The organism is Rhodococcus sp. NPDC006774 (genome assembly GCF_040636045.1).
GTDB lineage: Bacteria > Actinomycetota > Actinomycetes > Mycobacteriales > Mycobacteriaceae > Rhodococcoides.
Genome location: NZ_JBEYIW010000011.1, coordinates 140,617 through 161,081, shown reverse-complemented (window position 1 = coordinate 161,081; position 20,465 = coordinate 140,617). Strand labels below are relative to the sequence as shown.

The following is a 20,465-nucleotide window of genomic DNA, read 5'->3' as shown; positions in this document are numbered from 1 at the left end:
ATGACAACGACAGAGACTCGCGAAATGTCCTCGCCTGCACTGGAACGACGTGTGCAGGCGTTGCGGGCAGTACATGCGTCGGGCCGGACACGGCCGATCGAATGGCGACTGAAGCAGCTCGAGGGCATCGTTCGCCTCGTCACCGAACGGGAGGCCGATGTCGCCGCGGCGTTGGCGGAGGACCTGGGTCGCAGTCCCGTCGAAACCTGGCTCGGCGACCTGACGTCGACCAAGGGTGAGGCCGAGTACGCGATCAAGCACCTGCGCCGATGGATGAAGCCCGAGCGAGTTCGTTTGCCGCTCAATCAACTTCCGGGCTCGGCGTGGGTTCAGGACGAGCCGCTCGGAGTCGTTCTCGTCATCGGACCGTGGAACTACCCGGTCTACCTCACGCTGGGACCGCTGATCGCGGCGGTTGCCGCAGGCAACTGCGCCGTGGTCAAGCCCTCCGAGCTTGCACCCGCAACCTCGGCACTGTTGGCGACACTGTTGCCGCAGTACGTCGATCCCGACGGCGTCATCGTCGTCGAGGGCGACGGAGCGACAACTCAGGAATTGCTCGCGCTCGGATTCGACCACGCGTTGTTCACCGGTGGCACCGAGGTCGGCCGCAAGATCATGGCAGCCGCGGCACCGACTTTGACGCCGGTCACTCTCGAGCTCGGAGGGAAGAGTCCGGCCATCGTGACCGCCGATGCGGATCTCGACGTGGTCGCACGGCGGATCGCGTGGGTCAAGCTGCTCAACTCCGGGCAGACGTGTATTTCACCCGACTACGTTCTGGTCGACGAGAAGGTGCGCGACCGATTGGTCGAGAAGTTGGTTGCGACCGTGGCACAGTTCAGGTCCGATCAGGTCGGTGGCCAGCGCATCGTCAACAAACGACAGTTCGACAGACTTGCCGGGTACATCGCGGAAACGAAGGGCAGAATCGTAACGGGCGGTGGCGTCGACGAGGGTGCTCTGACCATCGAGCCGACCATCATCGTCGATCCCGATGTGGCGGAACCGGCGATGTCGGACGAGATCTTCGGTCCGATTCTTCCGGTTGTCGGCTACCGTACGACCGAGGATGCGATCGCATTCGTCAACCGGAGACCGAAGCCGTTGGGGCTGTACATCTTCAGCTCGTCGAAGAAGGCCGCCCGAGACATGACCGACAGAATTCCCGCGGGCGGAGTCGTCATCAATCACGTTGCGCTGCATTGCCTCGTGGCCGCGCTTCCGTTCGGCGGTGTCGGTGCCAGCGGTATGGGTGCGTACCACGGTGAATGGGGTTTCCATACCTTGAGTCACCGCAAGTCCGTGCTGTCGAAGACCCTCAAGCCGGACATTCGAGTCATCTATCCGCCCTACACCGAGCGGGCCAAGAAGATCATGCGAAGGATCTTCTGACGCTCGAAGTGCAAGTGGTACAGACGGTTTCACTGGAAAACGAAGGAGCACTGGATGGGCGTCGAGGTCTCGGTGAGTGGACTCACCAAATCGTTCGGTTCGCAGAGCATCTGGAAAGACGTGTCTCTGACATTGCCGGCGGGTGAGGTGAGTGCACTGCTGGGGCCCTCGGGCACAGGTAAATCGGTGTTCTTGAAATCGTTGATCGGACTGCTACGCCCCGAAGAGGGTTCGATCGTCGTCGACGGCACCGACATCATGCAGTGTTCCTCGCGGGAGCTCTACGAGATTCGAAAGCTGTTCGGCGTGCTGTTCCAGGACGGCGCATTGTTCGGCTCGATGAACCTGTTCGACAACGTCGCCTTTCCGCTGCGCGAGCACACCAAGAAGTCCGAGTCCGACATCCGCGCGATCGTGATGGAGAAGCTCGAACTGACGGGTCTGCTCGGTGCGGAGGACAAGCTGCCCGGTGAGATCTCGGGCGGCATGCGCAAGCGGGCCGGATTGGCGAGAGCGCTCGTTCTCGACCCGAAGATCATTCTGGTCGACGAGCCCGATTCGGGGCTCGATCCGGTCCGCACCACCTACATCAGTCAGTTGCTACTCAACATCAATGCCCAGATCGATGCGACCACGCTGATCGTCACGCACAACATCAATCTCGCTCGGACGGTGCCGGACAACATCGGCATGTTGTTCCGCAAGGAGTTGGTGATGTTCGGGCCTCGAGAGGTGCTCTTGACGTCGGACGAGCCCGCGGTCAAGCAGTTCCTCAACGGAACGATGATGGGTCCGATCGGAATGAGCGAGGAGAAGGACTCTTCGCAGATGCGCGAGGAGATCGCACTGATGGAGGCCGGTCATCACCTCGGCGGCGTCGACGACATCGAGGGGATCATGCCGCAGATGGAGCCGACGCCGGGAATGCCGCGCAGACAGGCAGTCGATCGACGCAGGGAACGAGTACGGCTCATCGTCGACACCCTCCCGGCCGATGCCAGGGCGGCAGTCATGCGCAGTCTCGACGAGGACACACAGGAATTCGGGATGGTGAGGGGCTGAGATGCGCGTTGCCGTCATCGGTGCGGGTGTCGCGGGCGCTGCCGCCGCCAGAATCCTGAAGCGCGAAGGGCACGAGCCCGTCGTACTGGAAGCGGCCGACGGAATCGGTGGCCGGGTGCGGACCGTCGAGCACAACGGCTTCGAGATCGATTCCGGGGCCATCTTCGTCATGGGTTCGTACGCACGGACCCGCGCCGTCCTGCGGGAGCAGGGGCGAATGTCGATGATGCGGAGATGGCATGCGCGAACCGCAGTGCTGGACGGCGCAGGTCGCAAACACCGAGTGCGGCTCGATCGTCCATGGACCTTGTTGAGGTTGCCGCAACTCACCATCGGCGATCGTCTGCGCGCCGTACGACAGATCGGACGCTTGGCACTGGGCCGCGACCAGGGGCCGTTCGATATCGACGACCTTGCCGCGGCCGACGACGGCCGCACACTGGACAGATGGTCACGGGATTCGCTCGGTGATCGAACGTTCGAGTACGTCGTGCGACCCTTGATGGACCCGTTGACCGGAGCCGATCCGAGGAAGATCTCGGCCGGATTCGTCAAAACCCTGCTGACTCAGGTGCATCGGACCCAGTTGACCGTTCCCGATGGAGGCCTCGGACGCATTGCCGAGTGGCTGCTCGACGGCGTCGACGATGTACGGATCGGTACGCCCGCACTCTCGCTCGAACGCCACACCGACGGGATCACCGTGCTCACTGCGGACGGTCCGGTCCACGCAGACGCAGCCGTACTCGCCACCGATGTTCGAACCGCCGCGGCCCTGCTCGACGGGGTCGTCGATTCCGCCATCACCGATGCCCTGTCCGCCGTGGTTCCGGTGACGGCCCATCACGTCGTGTTCGGATATCACCGGGATCCATGGCCGGACGTGCCCTACGACCTCGTCGTGCACGGCGCTCCGGGAGTGCACCACAACTACGGAGTTCTGCTGAACGGCAGACGCGCTCCACGATCGGTGCCGACGGGTGCTCAAACGGCCAGCGTGTGGCTCGACGCGGCTCAGACGGACGGCCTGTCGGAGGTCGAGGTGGTCGCCAGAGCCCGTCTGGCAGTGGCCATGGCATTCTCGGATGTCGAGCCTGATTTCACGCGCATCTTCCCGATGGATGTAGCGCTGATCGCTCCGGTTCCCGGGCACTACGCCGCAATGCGCACCGCCAGGGATTCGATGCCTGCGAACCTCCGACTCGCGGGCGACTTCCTCACCCACTCGGGCATCGAGGCGGCACTGCTGGCAGGAGAGCGGGCCGCGAAGGACCTGCTCGGTGCCGGAGCCGACAACGTCCGGCAACTCCGCCGACGGGGGGAAATACGCCCCGCCTAGCAGGAAGTGCGTTCCACGTAGTGGACGCAGGAGCTCGCCCTCCTCGATAGTGGTCCTATGGACACGCTGAATCCCGATGTACCGGATGACGTCTTCGCGGACGTGTTGAAGCAGATCTCGCAGTTCGTGCGATCGCGTGTTGTGCCTCGCGAGCTAGAGATCATGAACACCGATTCGATTCCCGAGGATCTGCGGAAGCAGGCCTCGGAGATGGGACTGTTCGGCTACGCGCTTCCGCAGGAGTGGGGTGGGCTGGGCCTGAACCTGATTCAGGACGTCGAGTTCGCGATGGAGCTCGGGTACACCTCGTTGTCGCTGCGATCGATGTTCGGCACCAACAACGGGATCGCCGGGCAGGTGCTCGTGGGGTTCGGTACCGAGAAGCAGAAAGCGACGTGGTTGCCGGGCATGGCATCGGGCGACATCGTGGCGTCCTTTGCGTTGACCGAGGACGGGGCAGGGTCGAATCCGGCGGGCTTGAAGACGACGGCGACGGTCGACGGCACCGGGTGGGTCATCAACGGCAGCAAGCGATACATCACCAATGCGCCGATTGCGAACATGTTCGTCGTGTTTGCCAAGTTGGATCCGAAACCGCAGAGTGGCAACGGTATCGCGGTATTCCTGGTCCCTGCCGACACCGCCGGGATCGACGTGGGCGTCAAGGACGCGAAGATGGGGCAGCAGGGTTCCGGGACGGCCGATGTGAACTTCGCCGACGTGCGGGTCGAGGCCGACGCACTGGTCGGCGGCAATGGCGACATCGGCTACAAGGCGGCGATGACGTCGTTGGCGCGGGGGCGGGTGCATATCGCGGCGCTGGCCGTCGGTCAGGCGCAGCGTGCGTTGGACGAGTCGGTGTCCTATGCCGCGGCGTCCACTCAGGGCGGTGAGTCGATCGGTAACTTCCAGTTGGTGCAGGCGATGATCGCCGACCAGCAGGTCGGTGTGATGGCGGGACGGGCGATGGTGCGTGAGGCTGCGCGGGCATGGGTGCAGGAGACCGATCGACGTATCGCGCCGTCTGCGGTGAAGTTGTTCTGCACCGAGATGGTTGGCAGGGTCGCCGATCTGGCGGTCCAGATTCACGGCGGTGCCGGGTACATGCGGGAGGTTCCGGTCGAGCGCATCTACCGGGATGTACGGCTGCTTCGGTTGTACGAGGGCACGAGCGAAATTCAGCGGTTGATCGTCGGCGGTGGCTTGATCAGAGCGGAACAGAAGCGGACCTCGTGAGCATCGGAACGCACGAGTTGGGCTGCGACGAAAAGTAATTCACGTCGCAGCCCAACTCGTCATTCGGCGTGCGCGGGCGCCACGTCGAGGGACCAGGTCACACCGAACCGGTCGGTGACCATCCCGAAGCCGGGGCTCCACGATGACGCGGCGAAAGGTTCGATGATCTTTCCCTCGGTGCAGAGAGCGTCCCAGTAGCCCTATACCTCGTCGATGGTGTGGCCGCGGACCGAGACGAAGAAGGGCTGATCGGTGACGGTGGTGCCGTGTTCACGGTAGGTGTGGCCGGTGACCTCGGTCGAATCGGCGGTCCGGCCGGGAATGTCGTAGGCCATGATCCGAAAGCCGTCCTGGTTCTCCACCTGACCGAAAACGACTTTGTCGGCCCCAGGAAGGTCCTTGGGCATCCCGAAATCGCCGTAGGTCGAGATTGCCGTCTGTCCACCGAATACCGACGCATAGAACTCCAGGGCCGCTCGGGCGTCACCGCGAAAGTTCAAGTGGGTGGTGGTGAGGATGCTCATCGTGTACTCCTGCTGCTGTCGACGTGCGGGGGCGTTCCCCGGTGATTCGACTGTGGCAGTCATGTAGGTCAGTTTCTGTCCTCCACTCCGCCTACGATCGAAAAGATGACGGCGACCACCTCCCGACTGCTGACCCTGTTGTCGTTGCTGCAGACCACTCGGGACTGGCCGGGCAGCGTGCTCGCCGAGCGCTTGGAGGTCAGCCCACGCACGGTTCGACGCGACGTCGACCGCCTCCGCGAGCTGGGATACAACATCGCTGCGTCGATGGGTCCCGAGGGCGGCTACCGCCTCGACGCGGGAAACCAGTTGCCGCCGTTGCTCTTCGATGACGACCAGGTGGTAGCGCTCACGGTGGCGCTGCGATCGGTCGGCGCGGCATTGGAAGAACCGGCAGTGCGCGCCCTGTCCACGGTCCGGCAGGTGCTGCCTTCCCGGCTGAGGCATCGCGTGGATGCACTCCAATTCACGTCGATCACTCATCCACCGGGCGGTAGCGATCCGGCCCCGGTGTCGACGGACGTACTCGTTGCGTTGTCTGCCGCGGTGCGGTCTCGCGTAGTGCTCAGATTCGATTACGGGGGCCGGAGCGACGCCGAGGCGCGACCGCCCCGCACAGTGGAACCGCACCACCTCGTCACCTCGCTGGGACGGTGGTATCTGGTCGCGTGGAGTCGCGATCGCGCCGATTGGCGCGTCTTCCGTGCCGATCGCATCACCTTACGAACGCCCGACGGCCCACGGTTCGAGCCGCGACCGATCCCGGGCGGCGATGCGGCGGAATTCGTCTCGGCCAGGTTCAAGGGCTCCGATTCGGTGAACCGATGGCCGTGCGTCGGTACCGTGATTCTGCACCGACCGGCCCGTGAGGTTCTGCCGTTCGCCGGCGTGAGTGTCGTCGAGGATCTGGGGCCCGACCGATGTGGTCTGACGGGCGGGTCGTGGTCGTGGATAGCTCTCGCGGCAACTCTGAACCATTTCGACGCCGATGTCGACGTGGTCGGCCCCGCGGAGTTGAGAGACGCTTTTGCAGTACTCGCACAACGAAACTCGGCCTCGGCAGGCGTGCCGAAGTAGTGGTCGACGATCTGATTCAGGTACCGCAGAAGGTCTGAAATCCTGCACTGAACTTCTCGGGCGCAGGCAGGGCGTAGTCCGACCGGTCCTCGCGTCGGTCGAACGGTGACGTGACGACGTCGAGCAGACGCTCGAACGGCTCGAGATCGCCCGCTGTGGCGGATCCGAGTGCGGCGTCCACCAGATGGTTGCGAGGAATGTACGCCGGGTTCACGCGGTCCATGGCGTCGGCGATCGACGAGAAGTTCTGTCCCCGTGCCGAAACCGCAGTACGCCAACGATTCAGCCACGTCGAGGACGCGTCCGGCGGAACGAGGGAGTCGAACGGTGACGAGTGCCCGCGTAGGTTGTCCGCGAGCGCGCGGAAGGCCAGGGTCCAGTCGACGCGGTGGTCCGTGAGCACCCGGTGCAGGTCGTCGACCAGCTCCGCGTCGACGACCCCGTCTCCCAGGCCGAGTTTGGCGGACATCGCGGCCGCGTAGTGTCGGCGGTAGCGTTCCCCGTACGTGTCCAGGACCGCTGTGAGAGCTGTGATTGCGGTATCGGGCGTCGAATCGACCAGTGGCAGTAGTGTTTCGCCGAATCTGGCCAGATTCCAGCCGAGCACTGCGGGTTGATTGCCGTAGGCGTAGCGTCCGCCGTGGTCGATGGAGCTGAACACCGTAGCCGGATCGTAGGCGTCCAGGAAAGCACACGGCCCGTAGTCGATGGTCTCGCCGGAGATGGTCGTGTTGTCGGTGTTCATGACACCGTGTACGAATCCGACCGACATCCATTGCGCGACAAGCGATGCTTGGGCTTCGACGACGGCCTCGAAGAATGCGAGGTAGCGATCCTCGGCAGGCAGCTCGACGAGTGCGGGGTAGTGGCGGGCGATGGCATGGTCGGCGAGGGGCTGTGTGAGCCCCTCACGCCGGGCAGCGAACTCGAACGTGCCCACCCGCAGATGGCTGGACGCGACCCTGGCGAGTACCGCTCCGGGTTGCGGACCTCCTTCGCGCACCACCTGTTCCCCGGTCGTGACCACCGCGAGTGAGCGGGTGGTGGGGATGTGCAAGGCATGCATTGCCTCGCTGATCAGGTACTCGCGCAGCATGGCTGCGACCACAGCCCGTCCGTCGCCACCACGTGAGAACGGCGTTGCTCCGGACCCCTTGAGATGCAGATCGATTCGACGCCCCTGCTCGTCGCGAAGCTCGCCGAGCAGCAGTGCTCGGCCGTCGCCCAGCAGTGGTTGGAAGCTGCCGAACTGATGACCCGCGTACGCCATCGCCACGGTGGCGGTCCCGGCCGGAGGAATGGACCCGGACAGCACGCCTGCCCCCTCGGCGGTGGCCAAGGACGCCGGGTCGAGCGCGAGTGACCGGGCCAGGCCGTCGTTGAGAATCAGCACGCGAGGGTCAGGTGCGTGGGCCCCCTGCCACGGCAGGGTGACGCCGGGAACCTCGTCGGCCAACGTCGACTCGAACCCGAATGCGGGCAGGCTCGTGGTCGACACTTCAGGCCTGATGGATTCGCTCATGGTTCAGGGGTACCACGAATCGTGGCACCCAATCCCCGGGGGACTGCAATCCGATGCCGATCAGAGGCGAGAAACCGCTGTCACGCTGGTGTCCTGCTTCCCATCGACGGTCTCGTACCCGGCCGCTGCATCGAAGCGGATGTGCACTCGTCCGTCGTCGCCGTCCACCGAAACGCGCGCCCGCACTCGATACACCTCGGCGATGAGTTCTTCGGTCAGCACGTCCGCAGGTGTGCCTCCTGCGACGACCTTGCCGTCGTGGAGCACCAACACCTCGTCGCAGAACATCGCGGCCAGGTTCAGGTCGTGCAGCGCAACGATGCTGGTGATCGGCAGACGAGCGACGAGGGCCAGTAATTCGAGCTGGTGATGGATGTCGAGGTGGTTGGTCGGCTCGTCCAGCAACATCTCGCGGGGCTGCTGGGCGAGAGCGCGTGCGATATGCGCCCGCTGCTGCTCACCGCCGGAGAGCGTGCGCCACAATCGATCCGCTTTGTCGGTGAGTCCGGTCTGCGCGAGCGCATCGTCCACGGCGATGTCGTCCAGGTCGCTTCCACCGAACGCCCCCCGATGCGGGATGCGTCCCAGACGCACGACATCGCCGACCGTCACGTCGACGTCGGTGTGCGCGTGCTGTCCGACGACCGCGACGGCGCGGGCAATGTGTTTGCGCTTGAGCGAAGCGAGCCCGGTGCCGTCCAGTTCGACGGTGCCTGAGGTGGGCGATACCGCCCCGGCCAGCAGGTGGAGCAGTGAGGACTTTCCGGAACCGTTGGGCCCCAACAATCCCACCGTTCGGCCGGGCGCGGGGTGCAGCGTCACTCCGTCGACGACCAGAGCGCCGCCGCGTTTCCAGGAGACGTTCGACGCGTGCAGTGTCATCGAATTCCCCTCTTACGGGCCATGATTGCGATGAAGGCGGGAACGCCGACCAGCGCGGTCCCGACGCCCACGGGCAGTGGGGTCGGGGCGAACGCGACTCGGGAGAGGGCGTCGACCCACACCATGAAGATCGCGCCGATTACGGCAGTGGTGGGCACGAGGCGGCTGTGGTTGGGACCCACCAACAGTCGCGCTGCGTGCGGAAGGATGAGGCCGACGAAACCGATGGCACCGGCCACGCTGACCAACGTCGCGGTGATCAGGGCGGTGCCGACGAGCAGAGCCGAGCGGACCCTCTTGACATCGAAGCCGAGCGAAGACGCCACCGAGTTGCCGAACGCGAACGCGTCGAGCACATACGCGTAGTAGCAGCACACCACCGCGCCGATGCCGGCCACGGTCACACACAGCACGACGTCGTTCCATCGCACACCCTCGAACGAACCGAGGAGCCAGAACATCACGCCGCGCGTCTCGTCCGAGTCCGCGAATGCAAAGATCACGAAAGACGTCAGGGCCGAGAACAATTGAGTGGTCGCGACACCGGCGAGGATGACGCGATCGTTTCCACTGCCGGACATTCGGGCGAGAAACAACACCAGTCCGAACGCGACGAGCGCCCCGATGAACGCACCACCGGACAGCCCGAGTGCGGCCCCGCCGATACCGAGAACGCCGACCACGACGGCACCCGTCGAGGCGCCCGAGGAGACACCGAGCACGAACGGGTCCGCCAGCGGATTACGCAGGAGCGACTGCATGATGACACCGCAGATGCCGAGTCCGACGCCACTGGCCGCAGCGACGAGTGCTCGGGGGAGCCGTTCCTCCCAGACGATCGCGTTCTTCGACACTTTCACCGGCACATCGGTGACGCCGAGATGGTTGAGCACCACATCGCGAACGTTGACCAGCGAGATGTTCGCGGGCCCGAGCGTGATGGCGACGAGAACAGACACCACACACAGCACGACACCGCCCAGCAGAGCCAACCCCCAACGCCACAGGTCGGTGTGCGATCGCTGGGCGGTCCGCCGCGGGGTGATGGTCGCGGTCAGGACGACAGTCCCAGGTCGCGCAGTCCGGCCGACACCTTTTCGACGCCGTCGACGGCCCGGATCGACGGGTTCATCTCCGCGCCGTGCAGCGAGATGTAGCGCTTGTCGCGGACGGCGGCCATCGTGCTGGTGACGGGGTCGGACTCGAGGAATGCGATCTTGTCGGCGAGCAGGTCACCGGGGAAGCGATTGCGGGCCAGGTCACCCAGTACGAGGACGGTCGGATCCCGATCCACCATGGTCTCCCAGCCGACGGCGGGCCAGTCGTCGTCGGTATCGGCGAAGACGTTCGTCATTCCGACCGTTCTGGCGAGCAGATCGGCCGAGCCGCGTCCGCCTGCGACGTAGGGGCTCTTGGTGTCCGCGAACCAGAAGGCCACGGACACATCGGCATTTGCGGTTCGCGCGGTGGCGTCGGCCATGCGGGTCTTCAGTTCTTCGACGAATTCGGCACCGCGCTCGTTGACGTCGAAGATCGCTGCGAGTTCGGTGATCTCCTGGTATAGCGACTCCATCGTGAGTGGCGTCGTTCGGGTGTTGCCTCCGTTGACACTGCGGCCGGCGTCGCAGTCGGTGGGGGAAAGATACGTGGCGGCACCGGTTTCGGTGAAGCGCGAACGCTGCGCGACGCCGCCCTGCTCGAAGTGGCGTCCGAACGAGGCGGTGACGAGGTCGGGTTCGGTATCGACCACGACCTCGTAGGTGGGGGCGTTGTCGGCCAGTCGGGGAACCGAGGCGTTCGCGTCGGCGAGGTTCTCGCGGACCGGATCGGTCCAGGACGCGGTGCCCACCATACGGTCCTGCACACCGAGTGAGAGAAGGATTTCGGTGGAGTTCTGGTCGAGCGAGACCACGCGCTGCGGGGCGGAGTCGAAGGTGACCGTTTCGCCGCAGTTCTCGATCGTCAGCGGATAGGACGTCCCACCATCGGTGGCTTCCGCGGCCGCGTCCGGTACCTCCTCGGATGCTCCGCACGCGACGAGCGATCCGACCAGGGCGGCAGCGGCGGCGAGGGTGCCTGCGCGGCGACGAACATCGAGCATGTGAGATTGTCCTTCGGGTTCAGACAGCAACGAGCCGTCGGGGATCGCCCGACGGCGGTGCGCACCGAGGTGCGTATGAGCACAGGCTAACCTTTGGTTCTCGTCGATGGAAATCGCAGGATGCGATCACGTCCGGTGCGACGTGCTGCGCGTCATACTCGTTGTATGGCCGACTTCAACCAGATGATCATCGACGAGTTCCGCAGCAACGGCGGACATGTGTCCACGGCGGGGTTCGGCGATGCGCTCGTCGTTCTGCACTCCATAGGTGCCAGGAGCGGCGAGGTTCGGTTGAACCCCTTGATGGCGATCCCGGAGGGCGAAAGCTGGCTGATCGTCGGGTCGGCCGCCGGCTCACCCAAGGATCCTGCCTGGGTGCACAACCTGCGCGCACACCCGGCAATCGACGTCGAGGTTCCCGGAGACGGTGCCGTCCGCACCATCTCGGTGACCGTGTCGGAAATCCCCGACGACGAGTGGGACGCGAACTGGCAGAAATTCTTGGACGCGTCCGAGGGCTTCGCGAAGTACGTCGAGACAGCCGAGGGGCGACGGTTCCCGATCTTTCGGTTGACGCCGGCCTGACCGGACGATGCCTCCTTACCGGTTCTGCATCGCAGCAACTCGATTCGAGTCGGCCAGTGCCGGCGTGTGACGAGTGTCGACGCTCGGTGGCCGATGTCGTGTCCGACCGGCAACAGCGATACCGATATCGGTGATCTGGGCAGCGAGGTCGTCCCGGTCTCTGGTGTCCGACTCGTACACGAATGTGGTGGAACCGACTGTGGCTCCGCAGTATTCGACGATACCGCGCTCGATCTGTGTGCGGAATGCGTCGTACACACCGTGGCGTTCGAAGCTCTCGGCGTCGTCGCCTGCGATCACCACCAGGTGGACGGTGAGGCGATCCAGCTTCTTGACGAACTCGACTCCCGGGCTGTACTCGTACGCCCATCCGCTGACGAAGACGCGATCGATCCACCCTTTCAGCAGGGCGGGCATCGACCACCAGTACATCGGGAAGACCAGAACCAGGTGGTCGGCTCGGTCGATTCTCTGTTGCTCTGCAACTACGTCAGCAGGCACGGTTCCGTTGCCGCGGAACAGATTCAGGTCGGCTGTGGAAAATCGGGGATCGAAGTTCTCCGCAGCGAGGTCGGCCGTCTCGACCGTGTCGCCCGCGGTGCGGATCGCGTCCGAAATGGATCCGGCGGCACGGTGGGTGAGGGAGTCGGGATCGGAATGGGAAACTACGACAAGTGTGGTCATGGCTGGTTCCTTCGATGAGGCAAACGGCTATGTACCAAGAGTATGTTACTATTCGTATATAGCGCAAGGAGGCCCGTGATGGCTCGGACGAGACTGTCCCGATCGGACAGATACGACCAACTGGTCGAGGTCTCGTGGGCTCTCGTGCGGGCCGAGGGCGCCGACGCGCTGACATTGGGCCGGCTGGCTGAACACGCCGGTGTTGCAAAGCCCGTGGTGTACAGCCACTTCGGCTCACGTGCGGAATTGCTCGCAGCGTTGTTCACGGAATTCGACGACCGGCAAACGGCCATGCTCGAGGAATCCCTCGACGCCGCATCGGTGTCGCTCGACGGCCGCGCACGGGCGATTGCGAACTCCTACGTGGGTTGTGCTTCGGCTCAGGGGCGGGAGCTGACGGGTGTGCTTGCTGCGCTGGAAGGTTCACCGGAACTCGAACAGGTCAAGCGCGCTGCCGAGCGGGCGTACTCCGAACGTTGCCGAGCGATACTCGAGCCGTTCGGCATCGGTGGTATCTCGACGCCCGCGCTCACGGCGATCTTCGGTGCTGCGGATGCGTTGTCACATGCCGCTGTCTCGGGGTCACTCACCCGTGACGAGGCAACCGAGGAGCTGACGGAGTTGATCGTGGCCGTCGTGGGTAAGTCCTGACTGCTCGCCGGCCCGCTGCGTGCTACTACGGCGAGTAGTTGGTAGTAGTATCCCGTTCATGTCTGCCACCACGGATGGGTTCGCGCCTCTGCGCGGTGCCTCCGTGGGCGCTCTGTCCGCACTGGTCACAGCCACGGCACACACCTTCGGCGGTGGGATGTTCCCCTCGGACGCGGCGATAGTGCTGCTGGTGCTTGTGTGCGCGGCGGCCGGATACGCGACATCGGTGGCACCGACAGCGGGAGCACCCCGGGCGCAGCTGCTGGTCGTTCTGGCCACGGCGCAGGCGATCGGTCACCTGCTGCTCACCGCCGTCGACGGTCACCATCACGGTTCGATGCTCACCCAGCAGATGCTCGCCGCGCACGCCGTTGCCGTCCTGCTCGGCGCACTTGCCATCCGCGGAGCCGAGCACGGAATCCGGCGCGCGGTCACCTCGCTCCGCGAAACACTGCCGATGCTGGCAGCGCTCGTCGTCGACGACAATCGCATCGCCCCACCACTCCCGGTGTACCGGATCCCGGGATCACCACGACTTCTCGACCTTTCGGGCTGCGGAAACCGCGGACCACCGGCTCGAACTGCCTGAGCACACCCCACCGTCTCGCCCGCCCTGCTCGTCAGGCGTCGGGTAGTGGGTTGCTGCCGCATTCGACACCGCACATCGCACTCTCGGTGATTCACGCTGCCTCCGCGGGGCCCGGTCCCGTAGGCGATGCCACCTCGCGCACATCCGCGCGCCCACTCATCTCTTCACGAAACGAGACCTCGTGTCCACACCCGAAATGGAACGCGTCGCCGATCCTTCCCCGCCCACCCGTCCGACAAGCCCTCGCAGCTGGCGTCCGCTGATCCTGCGGCTGCACTTCTATGCGGGCATTCTCGTTGCACCGTTCATTCTCATCGCCACCATCAGCGGCGGGCTGTACGCCGTCGCACCGACCATCGAACAGCTCATGTATCGGGACTACCTGCACGTCGACGCCACCGGCCCGGCCGTGCCGGTGGCGGATCAGATACGCGCAGCGCAGGCCGAACGACCCGATCTCACCGTCGCCGCCGTTCGCCCCGCAGCCGAAGCAGGCGACACCACCCGAGTGATGTTCACCGACCCCACCCTCGGTGAATCGAAGCGGCTGGCCGTCTTCGTCGATCCCGCGACCGCGACGTCCGTGGGCGAGCTGACGGTGTACGGCTCGTCCGGCTCATTGCCTGTGCGTACCTGGATCTCCGAGCTGCATCGCCATCTGCACCTGGGTGAACCCGGTCGCCTCTACAGCGAACTCGCCGCCTCGTGGCTGTGGGTGATCGCGCTCGGCGGCCTCTACCTGTGGTTCGAGCGCTATCGACGCAACCGCGACAAGGCACGACTGCTCACTTTCGATCGAAAGTCGAAGGGGCGCAATCGGTCTTTGAACTGGCACGGAGTGGCGGGAATCTGGATCGCTGTGGGTCTGACCTTCCTGTCCGCCACCGGACTCACGTGGTCCACCTACGCGGGCGAGAACGTCACCGACCTCCGCACGGCGCTGAGCTGGACCACCCCCGCCATCACCAAGACCATCGGTTCCTCCGAGGCGACGACGACGGGTGACCACTCCGGTCACGGCGGTCATTCGATGGACATGTCGGCCGACGCGTCGATGACCGACGACAACGTCGGTCGCATCGATTCGGTCCTCGGCATCGCGAAGGCCAACGGTATCGACGGGGCGGTGGAGGCGTCGATCCCGGCGTCGGACGACGCAGCGTTCGTCGTCGCCGAGACCCGTCAGCCCTGGGTGATGTCGAACAACTCCATCTCGATCGACGGCAGTAACGGCACGGTGATCGACACCCTGTACTTCTCCGACTGGCCCCTTGCTGCCAAGCTCTCGGCCTGGGGTATCCAACTGCACATGGGGACTCTGTTCGGTGTAGCCAATCAGCTTGCGCTGCTTGCACTTGCGGTCGCTCTGGCATCGGTCATCGTCCGCGGTTACATGATGTGGTGGAAACGCCGTCCCACCAAGGCAACCGGCCTCACCGCGGGGCGTCCCCCGCTGCGCGGCGGCATTCGCCGAATCTCACCGATGTCCGTCGTCGCACTGACGGTTGTCGCGGTTGCTGTCGGCTGGTTCGTCCCACTCCTCGGGCTGAGCCTGGTGGCGTTCCTCGCCGTCGACGTGGTCCTCGGCTCGATCCGTCGAGCACGGACCAGAACCGCCAATGCTGCTGCCTCTCGACACGAAAGCGAACTCGCATGACACTCTCCCGACGTACCTCGACCTTGTTGGCCGCACTGTCGGTCACCGGTCTGATCCTCACCGGATGTTCCAGCAACGAGCCGGCCGCCGCGGCGAAGGAGTCCGATTCCGTTGTCGTCCGGGAGCAGTGGGTCAAAGCCGCCGACTCCGGTATGACCGCGGCGTTCGCCGAATTGCAGAACACCGGCGACTCCGATGTGCACGTGGTCGGTGCGTCGTCGCCGGCGTCGAGCACAATGGAACTGCACGAGATGGCAACCGGGGCCGACGGAGCGATGGTGATGCGTCCGAAGGAGGGCGGCTTCGTCATTCCGGCGGGCGGAACGCATGTGCTCGCCGCGGGCGGCGACCATTTGATGCTCATGGATGTGACCTCTCCGCTCACTCCAGGAGCCGACGCGGAGTTCACCCTCGAGTTCGAGGATGCGTCGAGTACGACGTTCACCGCGCAGGTTCGTGACTTCTCCGGTGCCCAGGAGAACTACGAGCCGGGCAGCATGGACATGGACATGGACGGGTCGGCAACCCCTGCCCCGACACCCGGTGGCTGACAACGACAACCGGTCACCACGCTCGCTGAGCCGGCGACGTCTCCTCGGTGGAGGCGTCGCCGCGCTCGGAGTCGCGGGGGTGGGAGCCGCGACCGGTTACGGAATCATCGGCAACCGGGCCGAGGAGACGGCCACCGGAGGTGACACGGTGCCGTGGCGTGGCCTGCATCAAGCGGGCATCGATACGGTTCCGCCACAGGCACACTCGACGTTCGTCGGGCTGACCTTGCACGATCGAGTCGGGCGCGACGAGCTGATCGGGATTCTGAAGGTCTGGACCGAGGACATCGGACGGCTCACTGCCGGTGCACCCGCGCTGGCCGATACCGAAGCCGAACTGGCGCTTCGGCCCGCACGCCTGACGGTGACCGTCGGACTCGGCCCCGGGGTGTTCGATGCGATCGGTCTGCCGGATCGGCGGCCGTCGTGGCTGGCACCGCTTCCTGCCTTCGGAATCGACCGTCTGGAACCGGAATTCACCGGTGGAGATCTGCTGCTGCAGGTGTGCTCGGACGATCCTGTCACCGTTGCACACGCCCTTCGGGTACTCACCAAGAACGTTCGCTCGTTGGTGACGATCGCCTGGACGCAGCGCGGGTTCCGGCGCTCGCGGGGTACCGAGGAATCGGGCACCACGATGCGCAATCTGATGGGGCAGGTCGACGGTACCGTCAATCCGAAGGCCGGAAGTACCGACTTCGACGGCCTGGTCTGGGACGACGGCAGCGACCAGCCCTGGATGCAGCACGGAACGTCGATGGTGTTGCGTCGCATACGAATCGAGATGGACACCTGGGACGAACTGGACCGACCGGGCCGGGAGTTGTCGGTGGGGAGAACTCTCGACACCGGTGCCCCGTTGACCGGAACCGCAGAGTTCGACGAGGCCGATTTCGACGTGACCGATCGATTCGGCATTCCGGTCATCCCGCCGTCCTCGCACATCGCGAGGGCACGGCACCTTCACGACGGCGAGCGAATCTTCCGGCGGGCGTACAACTACGACGATCCACCTGCTCCCGGTTCGGTGTCGAACTCCGGGCTGCTGTTCGCGAGCTATCAGCGCGATGTGCTGACCCAGTTCCTACCGATTCAGCAGCGCCTCGACGAGTTCGATGCACTGAACGAATGGACGACGCCGATCGGGTCCGCGGTGTTCGCGATACTGCCGGGAGTGGTCGACGACGGCTATCTGGGTCAGAGCCTGCTCGGGTGACTGCGCCGACAGGTGCGGATCCCGCGACTCAGAACGAGGTTGCCAGGGCGACGCCGAGCGCGGTCAACGTGTCGACGAACTCGGCTTCGGTGAATGTCAGAGTGCCGCGCAGCCATCGGTCGAGAAGTTCGGTCGTCCCGGCGATCATCAGCACGGTGGCTGCCTCGGCGCGGGGGTCCGCAGGATCGGCGTCGAGCACTGCTTTCATCAGCAGTGGGGTGAACCTGTCGACCATCTGTCGGCGCCGGTCCTCGAGTGCGGGATTGGCCGACGCCTCGGTGTACAGCAGGGAGGACCGTGGATCGGCGGTGAGAGCGCGCACCAAGGCCGCGGCGGTGTGTGCGACGCGTTCTTCCGTCGATCCATGTTCCTGCTCGAGCTCGTTCAGTGCGGTTCCCACGGTATCGATCACGTCGTCGAGTGCAGAGACGAGGATGGCGTCGCGGTCACCGAAGCTCTCGTAGAAGTAGCGCTTGGAAAGGCCGGCGCGGGCACAGATGTCGTCGACCGTGACGGTGGAGACACCGGACTCCGCTACCGCGTCGAGGCACGCGTCGAGCAGCTTCTCGCGTCGCTCACGTCGACGTTCGTCGGCGGCGACGCCTCTGTAGGGACGAACGACGGGCGGCATGGCTACATCTTGACACGAAGATGTGCTCAGTTGTGCGCGGTGAGCCGAGGGCGGGTCTCTCGCCGCGCGACCGGGGTCAGAGCGCTGTCGACGTTGGACAGCGCAAGGCCCATGCTGGTCGTCATGCCTATTCCGGTGGTGACGGTGGCGACGTACACGCGATCGACCGGTTCTTCCAGCAGGAACTCCGAGCCCGGTGCCGAGCAGTACGTTCCCTGCCACCGCTCCGTGACGTCCACGCGGTCGACCCCGAACAGGGCCTTCGCTTCGGTGACCAACACCTCGAAGCCGCGCTCGCTCTGGAACGGCGACGCGGTGATCTCGCGAACATGTGTGTCGCCCAGCAGGATCGAGCCGTCCGATTGCGGGGTGTACATCTGGTGCAGGTCGAGTTCGACGTACTCGGGATGCTCGGCCTGCAGGCGGGCGGCGACGTCTGCGACGGCCGGCAGGTTCTCGAAACCCGAGTACCGGAGCAGGGACCAGCCGGTGAACAGCGGGGTGGGCAGCGGCGCACGCAGCGGCAGCGTGGCGCGCAGCATGTGCAGCCTGCATCGCACCAGTCCGCCGCGTTCGGCGCTCTCGGGAAACAGGCGATCGATGTCGTGGTTGACGGTGACGAACGTGGTGCCGGCATGCAGTTCGCCGCGCGAGGTGTGGACGACGCCCGGGGTGAACGACGTTGCAGCGGTGCGCCAGTGGAAGTCCACCCCGGAGTCGGCGAGCCAGCGCGCGATGGCAGGTGCGGCGGCACGCGGGTCGACCTGAACATCGGTCGGCATGTACATGCCGCCTACGACGTCGGCGTGCGCGATGGGCAGTCGGCTCGATATCTCGGCGCGGTCGAGCAGTTGTACCTGCTCTTTCCCTCGCAGTTCGGCGAACTGCTCGAGCACCGTGTATTCGTCCTCGTGCCGGGCAACACAATGCGTCCCCGCTTCCGCAGCCCAGAAGCCGGCCTTGCCTGCAAGGTCGAGCCAATGACTGCGGCCGACTCGAGCGTATTCGAGTGCAGTGCCGGATTGCGCAGTGATGCAGGCGTGTCCGAAATTCTGCACCGAGGCACCTGCGACACGATCGGCATGATCGACCACCGCCACGGCGAGTCCGCGCCGATGGGCGTGATAAGCGTGTGCGAGACCGACGATGCCGGCCCCGACGACCACGACGTCGTACGTCGATGTCATGTCAGGCGTCTTTCTCGAGAGGTCATGTCAGGCGTCCATGACAGCGGTGAAGGTCATCCGGTCTCCGCGATAGAGCGATCGTCGGTGTTCGATGGGAACCCCGGCCGTGTCGTAGGAGACGCGGCCGAGCAGAAACATCGGTGTCCGGGTGTCGACGGTGAGCAGTGCGGCTTCTCGGGCATCGGGGAGGACGGTTTCGATGGTGTCGACTACGCGTCCGAAAGCGATTCCCCGTGCGGCCAATTCGGCGTACAGCGAGGAACGGTGATCGAAACTGTCCTGCAACCCGGGAATCCGATACGCGGGAATGCGAGTCGTCTCCAGTCCGACTCGGACGTCGCCCGTGGTGAAGACGCGTTCGAGTTGGACCACCTCCGAACCGGTCTCGATGCCGAGTAGTTCCGCCAGAACGTCGTCGGCTCGGAACACGTCCCAACCGACCAGGATTCGGGTAGCGCTCATACCCTTCTCGCGCGCGGCCTCGGTGTACGAGCCGACGGCCAGCGGCAGCACCACTTTGGGTTCGGCCACAACCGTCGCACGGCCCCGTCGTTCGATTCGACCGGCTACCAACAGTTCTCGGATGGCTTGACGCAATGTCTCGCGGGACACGTCGTATCGATCGGCGAGATCGCGCTCGGAAGGAAACGCATCGCCCGCCGACATGCCGTCGAGCATGGCGTCGAGACTTCTGCGGACGATCTGGTGCTTGAGTACGCGAGGTTCGGTGTCCACGACCATGGACCAACCATAGCAGCAATTGGTCTAGACCTATTCGTCGCACGACGTTCACGGCCTGTTCACCCGAGTTCCACGTATTGGTCTATACCAAACGGCAGTGTCTTCCTCATGCCGAACTCCACCAGCCCGAACACCCGCACGGCCTTCGAACTCGTCGTTCTGGACATGGCCGGAACCACGGTCACCGACGACGGTCTGGTCCTCGAATCGTTCGATGCCGCTGCCACTGCCGTCGGACTCGCCGACGCCGGTCCCGAACGTGACGAGGCCCGCCGCTATGTCCTGGACACGATGGGGCAATCCAAGATCGAGGTGTTCCGTGCACTGTTCGGAGCAGAGGACCGTGCTCAGGCCGCCAACCGTGCCTTCGAGTCGGCGTACGACGCTCGCATCGACGACGGGGTCTCACCCGTACCCGGTGCGGCCCAGGCGATCACGAAGCTTCGCGAATCCGGAGTCGCCGTCGTTCTGACGACCGGATTCTCGGCACCCACCCAGAACCGCATCATCGACGCGCTCGGCTGGCGGGATCTGCCCGACGCGTTCCTCGCACCCGGGAGCGTCGGTCGCGGCCGTCCGTACCCCGATCTCGTCCTGTCGGCCGCCCTGCTCGCCGAGGTGACCGACATGTCCGCCGTCGCCGTCGTCGGTGACACCTCCAGCGACATCCTGTCCGGCCGCCGCGCCGGCGCATCTCTGCTGATCGGTGTGCTCACCGGAGCTCACTCCGAGAATCAGCTGCGCGAGGCGGGTGCCACCCACGTGCTCGACAGCGTCGCCGACCTCCCGCCCGTCCTTCTGCCCTGAACAGCTCTGCCCCGAAAACCCACCACAC

General features: G+C 65.0%; 21 protein-coding genes. 12 read left to right on the top strand and 9 right to left on the bottom strand.

Going from position 1 to position 20,465, the window contains the following annotated elements; all coding sequences use genetic code 11:
• From ABZ677_RS18075 to ABZ677_RS18060, 4 genes are read left to right on the top strand one after another with little or no spacing between them, the layout of a single operon-like run.
• Positions 1-1,395 carry an aldehyde dehydrogenase family protein gene (locus tag ABZ677_RS18075; protein WP_358371750.1) on the top strand — a complete coding sequence of 465 codons (1,395 nt, stop codon included), beginning with the start codon at positions 1-3 and terminating at the stop codon, positions 1,393-1,395.
• A gap of 54 nt (positions 1,396-1,449) precedes the next feature.
• On the top strand, positions 1,450-2,457 hold the full coding sequence (locus ABZ677_RS18070; RefSeq protein WP_037194373.1) for an ABC transporter ATP-binding protein: 1,008 nt from the start codon (positions 1,450-1,452) through the stop codon (positions 2,455-2,457).
• Between the two features lies 1 nt (position 2,458).
• Entirely contained in the window at positions 2,459-3,796 is a 1,338-nt protein-coding gene (locus ABZ677_RS18065) for an FAD-dependent oxidoreductase (RefSeq protein WP_358371747.1), read from the top strand.
• Positions 3,797-3,853: 57 nt separating this feature from the next.
• Positions 3,854-5,032: an acyl-CoA dehydrogenase family protein gene (locus ABZ677_RS18060; protein ID WP_358371744.1), complete on the top strand. Its 1,179-nt coding sequence runs from the start codon at positions 3,854-3,856 to the stop codon at positions 5,030-5,032.
• 200 nt (positions 5,033-5,232) lie between these two features.
• Here the strand turns inward: ABZ677_RS18060 and ABZ677_RS18055 are convergent, their stop codons facing one another.
• Complete coding sequence (locus tag ABZ677_RS18055; protein ID WP_358371741.1) at positions 5,233-5,619, bottom strand: VOC family protein; 387 nt, start codon at positions 5,617-5,619, stop codon at positions 5,233-5,235.
• A 42-nt stretch (positions 5,620-5,661) separates the two neighbouring features.
• On the opposite strand from ABZ677_RS18055, the gene ABZ677_RS18050 reads away from it, so the two are divergent.
• Positions 5,662-6,633 (top strand): WYL domain-containing protein, encoded by a 972-nt coding sequence (locus ABZ677_RS18050; protein ID WP_358371738.1) that lies wholly within the window; start codon positions 5,662-5,664, stop codon positions 6,631-6,633.
• 16 nt (positions 6,634-6,649) lie between these two features.
• Here the strand turns inward: ABZ677_RS18050 and ABZ677_RS18045 are convergent, their stop codons facing one another.
• The 4 genes from ABZ677_RS18045 to ABZ677_RS18030 form a co-directional block, all read right to left on the bottom strand.
• The gene (locus tag ABZ677_RS18045) at positions 6,650-8,155 is read right to left on the bottom strand and encodes a protein adenylyltransferase SelO (protein WP_358371735.1); all 1,506 of its coding nucleotides are present in this window, start codon (positions 8,153-8,155) and stop codon (positions 6,650-6,652) included.
• 60 nt (positions 8,156-8,215) lie between these two features.
• Positions 8,216-9,037, bottom strand: coding sequence for an ABC transporter ATP-binding protein (locus tag ABZ677_RS18040; protein WP_358371732.1), 822 nt, complete (start codon positions 9,035-9,037; stop codon positions 8,216-8,218).
• Positions 9,034-9,999: an iron chelate uptake ABC transporter family permease subunit gene (locus ABZ677_RS18035; protein ID WP_358371874.1), complete on the bottom strand. Its 966-nt coding sequence runs from the start codon at positions 9,997-9,999 to the stop codon at positions 9,034-9,036. Before ABZ677_RS18035 ends, ABZ677_RS18040 begins: the two co-directional genes overlap by 4 nt.
• 92 nt (positions 10,000-10,091) lie before the next feature.
• The gene (locus ABZ677_RS18030; protein ID WP_358371730.1) at positions 10,092-11,138 is read right to left on the bottom strand and encodes an ABC transporter substrate-binding protein; all 1,047 of its coding nucleotides are present in this window, start codon (positions 11,136-11,138) and stop codon (positions 10,092-10,094) included.
• A 165-nt stretch (positions 11,139-11,303) separates the two neighbouring features.
• Here ABZ677_RS18030 and ABZ677_RS18025 point away from each other — a divergent pair, with 165 nt between their 5' ends.
• Positions 11,304-11,723, top strand: a complete 420-nt coding sequence (locus ABZ677_RS18025; protein WP_358371728.1) for a nitroreductase/quinone reductase family protein — start codon at positions 11,304-11,306, stop codon at positions 11,721-11,723.
• Positions 11,724-11,738: 15 nt separating this feature from the next.
• Here the strand turns inward: ABZ677_RS18025 and ABZ677_RS18020 are convergent, their stop codons facing one another.
• Positions 11,739-12,407 (bottom strand): NAD(P)H-dependent oxidoreductase, encoded by a 669-nt coding sequence (locus ABZ677_RS18020; protein WP_052047995.1) that lies wholly within the window; start codon positions 12,405-12,407, stop codon positions 11,739-11,741.
• A gap of 78 nt (positions 12,408-12,485) precedes the next feature.
• Here ABZ677_RS18020 and ABZ677_RS18015 point away from each other — a divergent pair, with 78 nt between their 5' ends.
• The 5 genes from ABZ677_RS18015 to ABZ677_RS17995 all read left to right on the top strand — a co-directional run bounded on the left by ABZ677_RS18015 (position 12,486) and on the right by ABZ677_RS17995 (position 17,071).
• Complete coding sequence (locus ABZ677_RS18015) at positions 12,486-13,058, top strand: TetR/AcrR family transcriptional regulator (protein ID WP_037194388.1); 573 nt, start codon at positions 12,486-12,488, stop codon at positions 13,056-13,058.
• A 58-nt stretch (positions 13,059-13,116) separates the two neighbouring features.
• On the top strand, positions 13,117-13,647 hold the full coding sequence (locus ABZ677_RS18010; RefSeq protein ID WP_358371725.1) for a hypothetical protein: 531 nt from the start codon (positions 13,117-13,119) through the stop codon (positions 13,645-13,647).
• Positions 13,648-13,828: 181 nt separating this feature from the next.
• A complete protein-coding gene (locus ABZ677_RS18005) occupies positions 13,829-15,304 on the top strand; it encodes a PepSY domain-containing protein (protein WP_358371722.1) in 1,476 nt (491 codons plus the stop codon).
• Positions 15,301-15,855 (top strand): copper chaperone PCu(A)C, encoded by a 555-nt coding sequence (locus ABZ677_RS18000; RefSeq protein WP_358371720.1) that lies wholly within the window; start codon positions 15,301-15,303, stop codon positions 15,853-15,855. Before ABZ677_RS18005 ends, ABZ677_RS18000 begins: the two co-directional genes overlap by 4 nt.
• Positions 15,848-17,071: a Dyp-type peroxidase gene (locus ABZ677_RS17995; RefSeq protein ID WP_094656922.1), complete on the top strand. Its 1,224-nt coding sequence runs from the start codon at positions 15,848-15,850 to the stop codon at positions 17,069-17,071. The genes ABZ677_RS18000 and ABZ677_RS17995 overlap by 8 nt, the downstream gene beginning before the upstream one ends.
• Positions 17,072-17,099: 28 nt before the next feature.
• Here the strand turns inward: ABZ677_RS17995 and ABZ677_RS17990 are convergent, their stop codons facing one another.
• The 3 genes from ABZ677_RS17990 to ABZ677_RS17980 are packed head-to-tail and all read right to left on the bottom strand — an operon-like array spanning position 17,100 to position 19,630.
• On the bottom strand, positions 17,100-17,702 hold the full coding sequence (locus tag ABZ677_RS17990) for a TetR/AcrR family transcriptional regulator (protein ID WP_037194399.1): 603 nt from the start codon (positions 17,700-17,702) through the stop codon (positions 17,100-17,102).
• 26 nt (positions 17,703-17,728) lie between these two features.
• Positions 17,729-18,889, bottom strand: coding sequence for a TIGR03364 family FAD-dependent oxidoreductase (locus tag ABZ677_RS17985; protein WP_358371716.1), 1,161 nt, complete (start codon positions 18,887-18,889; stop codon positions 17,729-17,731).
• Between the two features lie 27 nt (positions 18,890-18,916).
• Complete coding sequence (locus tag ABZ677_RS17980) at positions 18,917-19,630, bottom strand: GntR family transcriptional regulator (RefSeq protein WP_037194403.1); 714 nt, start codon at positions 19,628-19,630, stop codon at positions 18,917-18,919.
• 108 nt (positions 19,631-19,738) lie between these two features.
• Here ABZ677_RS17980 and ABZ677_RS17975 point away from each other — a divergent pair, with 108 nt between their 5' ends.
• The gene (locus ABZ677_RS17975; RefSeq protein WP_358371713.1) at positions 19,739-20,437 is read left to right on the top strand and encodes a phosphonatase-like hydrolase; all 699 of its coding nucleotides are present in this window, start codon (positions 19,739-19,741) and stop codon (positions 20,435-20,437) included.
• Positions 20,438-20,465 lie beyond the last annotated feature (28 nt).

What these genes read in the sequence shown, in the direction of transcription:
- ABZ677_RS18075 (WP_358371750.1), top strand. Translation starts at nt 1, where the DNA reads ATGACAACGACAGAGACTCGCGAAATGTCCTCGCCTGCACTGGAACGA.
- ABZ677_RS18070 (WP_037194373.1), top strand. Translation starts at nt 1,450, where the DNA reads ATGGGCGTCGAGGTCTCGGTGAGTGGACTCACCAAATCGTTCGGTTCG.
- ABZ677_RS18065 (WP_358371747.1), top strand. Translation starts at nt 2,459, where the DNA reads ATGCGCGTTGCCGTCATCGGTGCGGGTGTCGCGGGCGCTGCCGCCGCC.
- ABZ677_RS18060 (WP_358371744.1), top strand. Translation starts at nt 3,854, where the DNA reads ATGGACACGCTGAATCCCGATGTACCGGATGACGTCTTCGCGGACGTG.
- ABZ677_RS18055 (WP_358371741.1), bottom strand. Translation starts at nt 5,619, where the DNA reads ATGACTGCCACAGTCGAATCACCGGGGAACGCCCCCGCACGTCGACAG.
- ABZ677_RS18050 (WP_358371738.1), top strand. Translation starts at nt 5,662, where the DNA reads ATGACGGCGACCACCTCCCGACTGCTGACCCTGTTGTCGTTGCTGCAG.
- ABZ677_RS18045 (WP_358371735.1), bottom strand. Translation starts at nt 8,155, where the DNA reads ATGAGCGAATCCATCAGGCCTGAAGTGTCGACCACGAGCCTGCCCGCA.
- ABZ677_RS18040 (WP_358371732.1), bottom strand. Translation starts at nt 9,037, where the DNA reads ATGACACTGCACGCGTCGAACGTCTCCTGGAAACGCGGCGGCGCTCTG.
- ABZ677_RS18030 (WP_358371730.1), bottom strand. Translation starts at nt 11,138, where the DNA reads ATGCTCGATGTTCGTCGCCGCGCAGGCACCCTCGCCGCCGCTGCCGCC.
- ABZ677_RS18025 (WP_358371728.1), top strand. Translation starts at nt 11,304, where the DNA reads ATGGCCGACTTCAACCAGATGATCATCGACGAGTTCCGCAGCAACGGC.
- ABZ677_RS18020 (WP_052047995.1), bottom strand. Translation starts at nt 12,407, where the DNA reads ATGACCACACTTGTCGTAGTTTCCCATTCCGATCCCGACTCCCTCACC.
- ABZ677_RS18015 (WP_037194388.1), top strand. Translation starts at nt 12,486, where the DNA reads ATGGCTCGGACGAGACTGTCCCGATCGGACAGATACGACCAACTGGTC.
- ABZ677_RS18010 (WP_358371725.1), top strand. Translation starts at nt 13,117, where the DNA reads ATGTCTGCCACCACGGATGGGTTCGCGCCTCTGCGCGGTGCCTCCGTG.
- ABZ677_RS18000 (WP_358371720.1), top strand. Translation starts at nt 15,301, where the DNA reads ATGACACTCTCCCGACGTACCTCGACCTTGTTGGCCGCACTGTCGGTC.
- ABZ677_RS17990 (WP_037194399.1), bottom strand. Translation starts at nt 17,702, where the DNA reads ATGCCGCCCGTCGTTCGTCCCTACAGAGGCGTCGCCGCCGACGAACGT.
- ABZ677_RS17985 (WP_358371716.1), bottom strand. Translation starts at nt 18,889, where the DNA reads ATGACATCGACGTACGACGTCGTGGTCGTCGGGGCCGGCATCGTCGGT.
- ABZ677_RS17980 (WP_037194403.1), bottom strand. Translation starts at nt 19,630, where the DNA reads ATGGTCGTGGACACCGAACCTCGCGTACTCAAGCACCAGATCGTCCGC.
- ABZ677_RS17975 (WP_358371713.1), top strand. Translation starts at nt 19,739, where the DNA reads ATGCCGAACTCCACCAGCCCGAACACCCGCACGGCCTTCGAACTCGTC.